11 protein-coding genes, 1 tRNA gene and 1 pseudogene are annotated in these 12027 nt (G+C 41.9%); 11 read left to right on the top strand and 2 right to left on the bottom strand.

What is annotated here, in order from left to right; translation table 11 throughout:
• Window positions 1-362: 362 nt before the first annotated feature.
• The gene (locus tag ACI882_RS07335) at window positions 363-854 is read left to right on the top strand and encodes a hypothetical protein (RefSeq protein WP_411744114.1); all 492 of its coding nucleotides are present in this window, start codon (window positions 363-365) and stop codon (window positions 852-854) included.
• 71 nt (window positions 855-925) lie between these two features.
• Here ACI882_RS07335 and ACI882_RS07330 read toward each other — a convergent pair.
• A pseudogene (locus ACI882_RS07330) lies at window positions 926-1540 on the bottom strand (EAL domain-containing protein); the annotation flags it as partial.
• Between the two features lie 12 nt (window positions 1541-1552).
• Window positions 1553-3346, bottom strand: a complete 1794-nt coding sequence (locus tag ACI882_RS07325; protein ID WP_411746759.1) for a diguanylate cyclase — start codon at window positions 3344-3346, stop codon at window positions 1553-1555.
• A gap of 303 nt (window positions 3347-3649) precedes the next feature.
• On the opposite strand from ACI882_RS07325, the gene yqfB reads away from it, so the two are divergent.
• The 10 genes from yqfB (at window position 3650) to ACI882_RS07275 (ending at window position 12027) form a co-directional block, all read left to right on the top strand.
• Window positions 3650-3973, top strand: coding sequence for a N(4)-acetylcytidine aminohydrolase (gene yqfB, locus ACI882_RS07320; RefSeq protein WP_411745313.1), 324 nt, complete (start codon window positions 3650-3652; stop codon window positions 3971-3973).
• 237 nt (window positions 3974-4210) lie between these two features.
• On the top strand, window positions 4211-5149 hold the full coding sequence (gene pyrB, locus ACI882_RS07315; protein WP_411745314.1) for an aspartate carbamoyltransferase: 939 nt from the start codon (window positions 4211-4213) through the stop codon (window positions 5147-5149).
• Window positions 5142-5594, top strand: coding sequence for an aspartate carbamoyltransferase regulatory subunit (gene pyrI / locus ACI882_RS07310; protein ID WP_411745315.1), 453 nt, complete (start codon window positions 5142-5144; stop codon window positions 5592-5594). The genes pyrB and pyrI overlap by 8 nt, the downstream gene beginning before the upstream one ends.
• Window positions 5595-5703: 109 nt before the next feature.
• Entirely contained in the window at window positions 5704-6720 is a 1017-nt protein-coding gene (gene pheS / locus ACI882_RS07305; protein WP_411745316.1) for a phenylalanine--tRNA ligase subunit alpha, read from the top strand.
• A 21-nt stretch (window positions 6721-6741) separates the two neighbouring features.
• A complete protein-coding gene (gene pheT, locus ACI882_RS07300) occupies window positions 6742-9117 on the top strand; it encodes a phenylalanine--tRNA ligase subunit beta (RefSeq protein WP_411745317.1) in 2376 nt (791 codons plus the stop codon).
• A gap of 31 nt (window positions 9118-9148) precedes the next feature.
• The gene (gene ihfA / locus ACI882_RS07295) at window positions 9149-9451 is read left to right on the top strand and encodes an integration host factor subunit alpha (RefSeq protein WP_215999099.1); all 303 of its coding nucleotides are present in this window, start codon (window positions 9149-9151) and stop codon (window positions 9449-9451) included.
• Window positions 9429-9791: a MerR family transcriptional regulator gene (locus ACI882_RS07290; protein ID WP_411745318.1), complete on the top strand. Its 363-nt coding sequence runs from the start codon at window positions 9429-9431 to the stop codon at window positions 9789-9791. The genes ihfA and ACI882_RS07290 overlap by 23 nt, the downstream gene beginning before the upstream one ends.
• Before the next feature lie 51 nt (window positions 9792-9842).
• A tRNA-Pro gene (locus ACI882_RS07285) sits at window positions 9843-9919 on the top strand.
• Between the two features lie 390 nt (window positions 9920-10309).
• On the top strand, window positions 10310-10765 hold the full coding sequence (locus tag ACI882_RS07280; protein WP_411746847.1) for a GbsR/MarR family transcriptional regulator: 456 nt from the start codon (window positions 10310-10312) through the stop codon (window positions 10763-10765).
• A gap of 47 nt (window positions 10766-10812) precedes the next feature.
• The gene (locus ACI882_RS07275; RefSeq protein ID WP_411746848.1) at window positions 10813-12027 is read left to right on the top strand and encodes an efflux RND transporter periplasmic adaptor subunit; all 1215 of its coding nucleotides are present in this window, start codon (window positions 10813-10815) and stop codon (window positions 12025-12027) included.

Raw genomic sequence — 12027 nt, 5'->3', positions numbered from 1 at the left:
AAGTCCTTAGCGGGTTCGTTCGGAATGCCGCACCACCCGCATAGCTCCACCATATTTAAGAAGCACGTATTCATACGTGCTTTTTTTTATGCCTTTAATAAAGTTAAGTAACAAGTCACGCCAAGGTGGCTAATTGGTTTTGGACGGTCGCTCAAGTGCGTCCATGCAACGCTAAACTTCGGCATCCATGCCTCAGATTCCCACCCAAAACCAATTAGCCACCTTAGCTCAATAGGTGCGGCACCTAATGTTTTAAACACGCAGCCCGAAGCCAAAAACCGCACCTAGTCTTTTGACCTTACTTGCAGCTTCCTCAGCACTACCTATAATATAATTGCAATGTCAGTAACGAGAGGATAGCTATGCTATTTCACTACACGAGATCAAGAAAGCGCCAAGCGGCTACCTTAGCTTTTAATATTTTATTAATACCTATTCTGTTGTACGTTCTGACGGTCGTGGCAAAAGATCAGGCAGGGTTTTACGAGGTTTATGCGACAGTTAAGTTTGGCGCCTTTGCTATTGGGCTGGTCTTATTTACAGTAATGCTCTGGTTTTTGTTGAGTAAAGATAAGTTTGAGATTTATGTTACCAGAGATGAGTTTCATAGTTTACATCCAAGCATGGAGGAGTGGTGCTTTACAGTTAGCCCGCAAGATATTGAAAGTATCAACAATCACTACAGCTCAGGAAGTCAAATGACTCGCATAGATATGCTTATGAAAGATGGAAACAGATATCAGATATGCCCGAATTATAATTACTCTAAAACGAAGCTTTTTAGTGCTCTTAAGCAAGCAAACCCTTCGATTGAGATACCGGAAAACGCGCATACCTTTAAAAAAGGCAATTAGCTTAATTAGATTAGTCTATTTAGATTTTAGCTGATGGGAATCAAACTGTCACACCTTGCCATTCGAAGTTGTTAGTCGTGATGTTTCTTTTTCGCATTTAAAACGGTCGACTGGATCAAGGCTTCAAGTGGGATGGGTTTCCCTAAAGCATAACCTTGCGCATAGTCCACGCCGATCTCGGTGATCTTTTCTAGTATTTCTTCACTTTCTACGAATTCAGCAATGGTTTTCATGCCCATTACATGGCCTATGCCGTTAATTGATGTTACAAATTCCAAATCGATAGGGTTCTCTATTATGTTCTTGACGAATATCCCATCTATTTTTAAAAAGTCGACTGGAATTCTTTTTAAATAAGCAAATGAAGATAAACCTGTTCCAAAATCATCTAACGCAAACCTAAAACCTTTCTGTTTTAATTCATAGATAAATTTGAGTGCTATGTTGAAATTTGAAATAGCCGCTGTTTCAGTTATCTCAAAACATATTTTTTCGGCAGGAATATCACTGCAGTCTAAACATTTGATAATGGTTTCAACTAACGCCTCACTGGTTAAGGATTTCCCAGACAAATTGATAGAGACAAAATTTATACTGGCTAGAAATATTGGAGATTCTGACAATATTCTAAAACTATTTTTTATCACCCAAAGGTCTATTTGGTCGATAATGTCATATCGTTCAGCAGCAGGTAGAAATTAACCCGGCGCAATAATATTTGAATTAGTATCTTTCATGCGCAATAAAAGTTCATAGTGATGTTTAGTTTGATTTTCTATGGCAGCAATAGGCTGTGCATAAAGTAAGAATCTATCTTCTTTTAATGCGCTGTATATTTTAGTAACCCATTGCATCTCATCACGACGCTCGGTCATTTCTGAATCATCTACGTGGTGAATATGAATTCTATTTCTACCTGCATCTTTTGCAAGGTAACATGCCGCATCTGCTTGGATGAACAATTCAGAGATTGTTTGAGTAGGTGAGGTGATTGGGACCAAGCCGATACATATTTGAATGCGAAATATATTATCTTCCCAAACAAATTGAAAATCATTAACTGCATTTAGAATAACGTTAGCAACTTGAGATGCCTGGTCAAGGGTGCAGTCTAGCATTAGAATCGCGAACTCGTCCCCGCCGATCCGTGCCAATGTATCATCGTTTCGAATGGAACTTTTTAGGACTTCACTAATTTGCCTTAAAAGTTCATCCCCTGCAGCGTGGCCACAGGTATCATTGATGACTTTAAATTGATCGAGGTCTAAGAAAAACATCGCATGTTGAGTATCTAAAATATTGGTTTCTAACAAGGATTCAGCTAGTCTCCTTTCAAATTCTAATCGATTATATAAGTCTGTTAGCGAATCATGACTTGCTTGGTGGCTAAGCTCGCCTTCTTTTTGGCGTCGATCAGTAATGTCTATAAAAGTGACAACCGCTCCCGTTACCTGATTATTTTCAATAATAGGGTGCGCCCAATATTCAGCGGGGAAACTGGCGCCGTTGGGTCTATAAAGCATTTCGGTATCAACGTGATACAGCTTACTATCTCTCATTGAATGGTTAATTGGGCAGTTTAATTGAGAGTTGCTTGCACCATTCTTATGCGGATGATGGATAAGATTGTGCATGTTCTTGCCAATCAATTGCCTCTGATCAGAAAACCCTAAAATTCGTATGCAGGCCGTATTGCAGAAGGTGCAATTCCCCTCTAAATCGATTCCATAAATGGCTTCAGCTGTCGTATCTAGAATAGTTCTATTTCGTTGTTCATTTTCTGCGAGGTTTCGCAAAAACAATAAACTAGTCAACGCGTCGCTAATACGTCTACTAATTTCTTTGAATAGTTGTATTTCATTGTCGTTCCAAACCTTTTGATAAGTGCATTGGTGAACACCTAGCATCCACGGTTCACCGGTTTTAGGGAACAGTGCTATATGAATTTGAGTGAGTACGCCGAATTCATCTATCGTTTCTCTTGGCGAGTTTGGCGAGTCATAATCAAAATAGACAGCATCTTTTATTTCAAGTGCGTGGCGAAAAAGTTGCGCTGCCTCAATTGTCATAGGAATTTCATTGTTTTTTTCCATCGCACCAGGAAAATCAGGGTTTGTAACTTCCATAGGTACTTTCCATGAGGCCGCATTAGGATCGCATGGGTACAATAACCAAGCTCTATCAGTTTTTAAAATGTGTTGTACTTCAGAAAGCACATTGAACAGTAGGTCTTCTACACTTTCAGATTTGTTAATGGCCCGATTAATCGTCTCCATATTTTCAAGATACTCAATATGCAGTTCTTTTTTCGAGTAGATATGGCCCGCGATGGTAGCGCCCGTCAAAATAGCCATGACACTTATAACTGAGATGAGTGCATAGGCTTCGAATATAAAGCCAAAGCAAATCAGGGAAACTGAAACTGAAACCCCTAAGGCAAGCCTAAATTTCATTAAGGAAAGGCTAGCTTTCATTGGGTGCTTCGCTGACATGGAGTTTCCTGTCTATATTTAATTGGCTGCGCTAACAAATTAGAACTTAAATAGATTTATTAACTATTAACTATTAACTATTAACTATTAACTATAGACCTTAGACAGCACTTATCGAGTACAAAACACCTTTAAAAGTAATAAAACACTCGGTTTGTGAACTGAGTTCGTGATTTACTGGGGGCTTGTAAGCTTAATGCACTAAAATACCTATCGGTACCGTTTTTATCTATGTGATTATCTTTAGTGACCATTTAACATGCATTGATGTAATTTATTCCCTTTAAAAGTGAGCTAGAATTTATGTTAGGCAACCTCTCTAAAATTACTTTTTTTGAATTTCTTATGCCTTTAATACTCTCTGGCAACAAAACCATCACTATTCGAGATAAGTCAGAAAGTCACTATATTGCAGGGTCGCAGGTTGAGGTGTTTACCTTGGAAACGGGCGAAAAGGTATGTGATATTGATATCGAGTCAGTTGCGCCTATAAAGTATGCCGATATCAATGAGTTTCATGCGCAGCAGGAGTTTCTCGAACTGCAGGAGCTTAAAGATTTAATTAGGGAGATTTATCCGAATGCCGAGGAATTATTTGTTATTGCTTTCAAGTTAACAAAGGGCTGACAGTCGGGTTTTACTGCATAATTTTTGTGAGTAAGGCTTTTGTATAGCACAAGCTTTTCTCATTAAGCTGGTAGATTCACTATATCTCAGTTATTGGAGCCTAAAACGCTTAAAAACAAGCATCGACAACCTGAGTGTTAACATCACGAACATCAAAAAGCTCTATTTTGAATTCGATCCTTCTAGTCAGTTGGCGAAAGTTTGATATAATGCCGCAAATTCGACTAGAGCCCCATCATGGCCAATCCCTTATATCGGAAAAATATCGTTTCAATCTCTGATCTTTCCAAGTCTAACCTCGAATTAATTGTCCAATTAGCCAACATTTTCAAACAGCAAGGTACATCACCCTATTTGGCCAATAAACTCATAGCGAGTTGCTTTTTTGAGGCATCTACACGTACTCGTTTGTCTTTTGAGGCAGCGGTGCAGCGCTTAGGTGGTAGCTTGATTGGTTTTTCTGATGGCTCGAATACTTCGATGAAGAAAGGCGAGACGCTAACCGACAGTATTCACATGATCTCTTCTTATGCCGATGCGATCATAATGCGCCATCCTAAAGAAGGTTCGGCACGTTTAGCCTCTGAAGTCTCTACCGTGCCCATTATTAATGGTGGAGATGGCGCTAACCAGCACCCATCGCAAACCTTGCTCGACCTTTTTACTATATCTGAGTGTCAAGGCACGCTAGAGGGGCTTACTATCGCCTTTGTTGGTGATCTAAAGTATGGCCGAACTGTGCACTCGTTGGCCCAAGCACTGTCTAACTTTAACCCGACTTTCATATTTGTTGCGCCAGAAGTCCTCACCATGCCTACTTATATTTTAGAAGGTTTGGAAGAGCAGAACGTAACGGTGAAAACGGTTGAATCGCTTGAGCAGGCAGTTGAAGAGGTTGATATTTTATATATGACACGCGTTCAAAAAGAGCGATTTGACCCGACTGAGTACATGCATATTGCCTCACAATATGTCTTAACCAAGAAAATGCTTCGACATGCTAAGCCAAATATGCGTATTTTACACCCATTGCCGCGAGTCGATGAAATTCATCCTGATGTCGATAGTACTAAGCATGCTTACTACTTTGAACAAGCAGAGAATGGCGTATATGCGCGTGAAGCTTTATTAGCCTTGGTTATGAACGAGAACATTAAGGAGATTGATCATGCGTGAAACAATGGCGGTTGAGGCGATCACCACGGGTACCGTTATTGATCATATTCCGGCTGGGCAAGGTCTTAATATTTTGTCGCGTATTCAAAAACGTAATCCAAATGCGCGGTTGACGGTAGGGTTGAATCTGCCCTCAAAAGGCAGTGTGTTGAAGGATATTGTGAAGGTTGAAGGTTGGTTGTTTTCAGAGAACGATGCAGCTGAAATGGCTTTATATGCGCCTTCGGCAACGGTAAACATTATTACCGATTATAAAGTGGAGAAAAAGTTTCAAATAGGCTTGCCTGAGCAGTTTGTCGGCATTTTTGATTGCCCTAACTCAAATTGTATTTCAAATTCCGAACCTGCCGCTACGCGATTTAAGGTAAAGCAGGTCCACGAGCAAATAGCGCTGCGTTGTCATTACTGTGAACGCAGCTTTGCTGACTCGCTTTTCAAACACTAAATTACTGATTTACCAGTGTTTTTAGACGATAAGCTGTTGCTTATTTCATCATCATCTTTATAGTTAATGGCTTTTTAAATCGACCTAGCCATGGGAGAATCACCGGTTCATGGACACCTTGAACAAGCTACACACAGATGCATTAGAAGCTGTTAGCGCAGCCAGCAATGCACAAGAATTAGACGACCTCCGAGTTAAATTCTTGGGGAAGAAGGGCGAAATCACTTCTTTGCTTAAAACATTGGGTAAGTTGACTGCAGAAGAACGACCTGCAGCCGGTGCCAAAATCAATGAAGTCAAAGAAGCCGTTTCAAACGCGATAAATGATCGTAAAGCTAACATTGATCAAGAAGCCCTAGCCGAAAAGCTAGCGGGTGAGAAAATCGATGTAACTGCCCCTGGTCGTCGTCAGTCTTTTGGTGGCTTACACCCAGTAACCATGACTTCTCGTCGAATGGAGTCTTTCTTCACGAATATTGGCTATGAGATCGCAACGGGCCCAGAGATCGAAGACGACTATCATAACTTTGAAGCGTTAAATATACCGTCTCATCACCCGGCGCGGGCGATGCACGATACCTTCTACTTTGATGCCCAAACTTTATTAAGAACCCACACCTCTCCAGTGCAAGTACGTACAATGGAAGCGGGCAAGCCGCCGTTCCGTATTATTTGCCCTGGCCGTGTGTACCGTTGTGATTCTGACTTAACGCATAGCCCTATGTTCCATCAAATGGAAGGTTTGATGATCGACGAAAAAGTGAGCTTTGCAGATTTAAAAGGCACCATTGAAGAGTTTTTACGGGTGTTTTTTGAAAAAGAGCTTCCTGTCAGGTTCCGACCATCCTATTTCCCGTTTACTGAGCCCAGCGCAGAAGTCGATATTGCTTGTGTTATGTGTAATGGCGAAGGTTGTCGTGTTTGTAGCCAGACCGGTTGGATAGAGATTTTAGGGTGCGGCATGGTGCATCCAGATGTTTTAAGAGCTTCAGGAGTTGACCCTGAAAAATACCAAGGTTTTGCTTTTGGTATGGGCGTTGAACGTATGGCAATGCTACGTTACGGCGTAAACGATTTAAGATTGTTCTTTGAGAACGATTTAAAATTCTTGGGTCAATTTAACTGAAACGGTAAAGGAACAAAGTAAATGAAATTCAGTGAAAAGTGGTTGCGTCAGTGGGTTAATCCAACCAGTACCGCTCAGGAAATGATGGATCAAATCACTATGGCTGGCCTTGAAGTTGATGGCTTTGAACCGGTCGCAGAAGCATTTTCTGGTGTTGTTGTTGGTGAAGTTTTATCGGCTAAGCAACACCCGAATGCAGACAAGTTACAAGTATGTGAAGTTAGTAATGGAAGTGAAACCGTACAAGTTGTGTGTGGAGCGCCAAATGCGCGCGCAGGTTTAAAAGTTGCCTTTGCACAAGTCGGCGCGGTATTGCCAGGTGATTTTAAAATAAAGAAAGCCAAGCTTCGTCAAGAAGAAAGCAACGGTATGTTGTGCAGTGAAAAAGAGCTGGGCTTATCAGAGAGTCATGAAGGTATTATGGAGTTGGCTGTTGATGCGCCGCTTGGAACAGACCTTCGTGATTATCTTGATCTAGACGATATTGCCATTGATGTTGATTTAACGCCAAACCGTGCCGATTGCTTAAGTATTGAAGGCATGGCGCGCGAAGTCAGTGTACTAAATAACATCGCAATGACACCGCCGAATATTGAACCGATCGCGGCAGCTCATGATGAAACTTTCGAAGTAGAGCTACAAGATACTATAGGTTGCCCACGTTATGTTGGTCGTGTATTAAACGACGTTAATGTCAATGCAGCTACACCATTGTGGATGGTCGAACAATTACGCCGCAGTGGTATTCGTTCAATTGATCCGGTTGTTGATGTCACCAACTTTGTAATGTTAGAGCTTGGCCAGCCTATGCATGGCTTCGATCTTGATCAATTAAAAGGCAAGATCATTGTACGTAAGGCCGTTGAAGGCGAAACACTGGTCTTGCTAGACGGGCAAAAAATTAAATTAACGCCGAGTATTTTGGTCATTGCTGATGAATCTGGCCCGCTAGCCATGGCAGGCATCATGGGCGGCGAAAACACGGGTGTTTCAAGTAACACCTCGCGAGTTTTCTTAGAGAGTGCGTTTTTTGCTCCAATCGAAATTGCAGGTAAAGCACGCTCAAATGGCTTGCACACCGATTCAAGTCACCGTTTTGAGCGTGGCGTTGATTTTGCCGGTCAAGAGCGAGCGGTTGAACGAGCAACGGCATTATTGGTCGATATATGTGGCGCTAAGCCTGGACCGCTTGTTTTACGTGAAGATACAAATCAAGTACCCGTTGCGGCCGAAATAGAATTGTTCAGCGAGACTGTGACAAGCAGTCTAGGGATGGCGCTAGAAGATAAAATCATTAAGCAGATACTGTTAGGCCTAGGCTTTGAACTATTGAGTGAAAAAGCAGGGTACTGGAAAGTTAAAGCGCCCACTTGGCGCTTTGATATGGCTATCCAAGCTGACTTAATTGAAGAATTAGCGCGAATTTATGGTTACAACAATCTTCCTGTAACCGCGCCCTTGGCGGCAATGAAGCCACAAGGCAAAAAAGAGCAAGCAATAGATTCTGCCTTCTTAGTCGACCGAATGGTGTCACTTGGCTATCAAGAAGCGATAACCTACAGCTTTGTTGAGCCTGAGTTGCAAAATGCAATGTTCCCAAAACTTGAAGGCATTGCTTTAGCGAACCCAATTTCTGCAGATATGTCTGTCATGCGGGTATCGTTGTGGCCAGGGCTGTTAAAGGCCGCGCAGCACAATATGAACCGTCAGGCAGACCGTATTCGCTTAATAGAAACGGGCCAGCGCTTCATTCAAGAAGAAAAAGGTTTAGAGCAAATCAATATGTTGTCGGGCGTTGTTTCAGGTACTCGATTAGCGAAAGGCTGGTACGAAAATGGCGAATTAGTCGATTTTTACGATGTAAAGGGCGATCTTGAACAAATGTTAGCTGGCATTAAAGGTGTTCAGTTTGATTTTGTCCCAGGTAAACACAGCGCTTTACACCCAGGGCAGTGCGCTCGAATTGAACGAAACGGCAAATTAGTTGGTTTTTTAGGTGCGTTACACCCTACATTGGCTAAGAAAATTGGCTTGAAGCAAACTGTATTCTTGTTTGAATTACGCTTAGATAGAACACTTATGGCAGAGCTTCCAAGTTTTACACCACTGTCCAAATTCCCAACGACCACACGTGATTTAGCCGTTGTTGTTGATGAAGAAACACCGGTAGATGAGGTCTTGAGCAGCGTAAGAGAAATGGCGGGTGAAGACTTAATAAGCCTAAACTTGTTTGATATTTATCGCGGCAAAGGTATTGATTCTAAACGAAAAAGTCTAGCGATGGGCTTGACGTGGCAACATCCTTCACGCACTCTTACAGACGAAGAGATTAATCGATTCATGGAATCGGTCATAAACACCCTGCAGACGAGACTAGATGCGGTTCTAAGGGGATAAAAATAAGAAAAGTAAGCTAAGGAGCCCTTAAATGGCGCTGACGAAAGCTGAAATGGCAGAACGGTTATATGACGAATTAGGTCTTAATAAGCGGGAAGCTAAAGAAATGGTCGAGATTTTCTTTGAAGAAATACGAGAAAGTCTCGTCAATAATGAGCAGGTGAAGTTATCAGGCTTTGGTAACTTCGACCTACGGGATAAGCGGCAACGCCCTGGAAGGAACCCTAAAACCGGTGAAGAAATCCCCATTTCTGCTCGCCGAGTGGTAACTTTTCGGCCTGGCCAAAAATTAAAAGTGACTGTCGAAGCTTATGCTGGAACCGAGCCAGAATGATGAACTCCCGGTAATACCGGGGAAGCGTTATTTTACCATTGGTGAAGTAAGTGAACTGTGTGCTGTAAAGCCACATGTTTTACGCTATTGGGAACAAGAATTTCCTCAGCTTAGCCCTGTAAAGCGCCGAGGTAATCGTCGTTATTATCAGCGTGAAGACGTTGTTCTTATTCGCCAAATACGCCATCTCTTGTATGAAGATGGCTATACCATTGGTGGTGCCCGGCAAAAACTATCTGAGCCAGAAGACGCAGAAGCTGTTCAACAGCAGCATCAAGCCCTCATTCGTGAAATGATCGATGAGCTTGAAGCCGTCTTAGAGCTATTGAGAATGAACTAGCTCGCAATAAAACCTTTTACTTTTCAACAAGTTACATTAGAATTCTGATATCGGGTATTAGCGCAGTCTGGTAGCGCACCGTTCTGGGGGAGCGGTGGTCGTCGGTTCAAATCCGGCATACCCGACCAAAATATCCCTTTAAAATCAGCAGCTTAGAGCTGCTTTTTTTGTGCCTGCGAAAAGCCATTTATAGTATTTTTAAAAAGATCACTGCTATCCCATAGATTTGAGGCGGCCTATTGCTTGGAATTCGGGTGTTTGAAACATGGATGTTTCGATCAAGCCCCCATGGATGGGTTTATGGCGACCGAAATTTCAAGCGATGGGCCGCTGAACGCCGCGTAAACTGTGAGGTATATATGGTACAGCAGTAATAAAATATTTAAAAATACAGTAGCTTTACTATATGGAGCCTCGATGCTTCAAGTTTAAAACACTCAAAACCTGACTTCTGGCTAATTGTAGATAATCGTGATCTGTTTATAATATTCATTCTATATTGAACGAACTAGATGCCAATGGAAGTAAATGAAGCTGAAACTCGATTTATTGAATTGATGGGAGTCGTTTCTCAACGAAATGGCAGTCCACGCATTTCTGGGCGCATCTTCGGGCTACTGATTTTGACTGGTTCGAGCATGTCTCTTCAAGATATTACTTCTGTACTAAAAATCAGCAAAGCTAGCGCAAGCACAAATACCCGACTTTTGAGTAACCAAGGCGTAATTCGTTTGACGACTTTGCCTGGGGAACGTCAGGATTATTATGAATTAGTGCCTAATCCATTAATAAAAATGACCGAAAAAGCAAGTTTAGAAATGTCTGACATCGCAGGGCAGGTGCGTGAGGCAAAGTCATATTTCCAAGAAGAACAAGCAGATGTTATTCATCGATTAGCCCAATTAGAAAGTTTTTATACAATATCGGCCAATGTATTAGCAGATATTTCATCCAAATTAGACAAGCTGAACTAATCTAGATGTTTGGCTGTAAAAGTTGATTTAACTAGGAGTTTAGAAGTATGAGTCATACCCCTGAGAGTGGTCCAAATAAACCGGACTGGGCAAAAACAAAGCGGGAACTTAAACGAGAGGCGAACCCTACGCAACCCAGCAAAGTGAAATGGCTTGTATTAGGCGGTATTTTAATCATAGGGGTTGTGGTTATTGCGGTCTTTATGCGTCAAGAGCCTGTTGAGAATACTACAGCGGAACCAGTAGCAGTTGAAATAAACACGGCCAAATACGTCTCTACCAAGGAGCTCACTACGGTAGGTTTAGAGTTGTTACAAAAGCGAATTAAAGTAACCGGAACTATTCAACCGCTTCAGGTAGCACAAATACCTTCACTTATTTCAGCACAAGTAGACTCTGTAGGGTATAGAGTAGGTGACACTGTCAGTAAAGGGCAAGTTGTCGTTACGATGGATACAGAAAGCCTAGAAATTCAAAAAGAGCAACAACTCAGTGCGACCTACGCTACTGAAACACAGCTGAAACTGGCAGAAAGCCAGTTAAAAAGAACATCAGAACTCGCTGGACAAGGCATTGCAACTTCATCCTTATTAGAGGAGGTGCAATCTAATGTTGAAGCGATGAAAGCAAATTTAAATAGCCAGCAAGCGCAAATAAAGTCAGTTGATTATTCACTTCGCAATGCCGTCATCAGAGCGCCACTTTCAGGTGTGGTATCAGCACGAAATGTTGACCCCGGGCAGTTCATTGGCGTGGGTTCACCTTTGTTGGAGATAGTTGACTTATCTGTGATGGAACTGAAAGTGAATGTTTCGACCGCAAATAACGGCCTAATTCGTAAAGGGATGCCAGTGGAGGTTTCTTTAGAAGGGTTAGAGAACCAAGTTTTTAATGGTGTTATTTCAAGAATTAGCCCAGTAGCCTCTGTCGGTACAAGAACAATTCCTGTTTATATTGTCATTGAGAATCCAGACAAAAAATTACGGGGTGGAATGTTTGCAATTGGTCAAATTTCACTAGCTGAAAAACCACAAGCACTCGCAATTGAAAGTACGGCGTTGCAAACAGATGAAGATAACCGGCATTTTGTTTTTAAAGTTGTCGATAACAAAGCAGTTAAGCAATTTGTAGAACTTGGTGATATTTGGGGCGCAAGTCGCCGACAAGAAATTACCTCTGGTCTTCAGGTGGGTGATCAGTATGTCAATGTGCAACTGACTGGTCTTGAAGAAAATGACGAACTTCAGCTCATTGGAAACTAG

This window comes from Reinekea sp. (assembly GCF_046710285.1).
Lineage (GTDB): Bacteria > Pseudomonadota > Gammaproteobacteria > Pseudomonadales > Natronospirillaceae > Reinekea.
The sequence above is the reverse complement of the archived record's forward strand: the minus strand, read 5'-3'. Positions and strand labels throughout refer to the sequence as shown.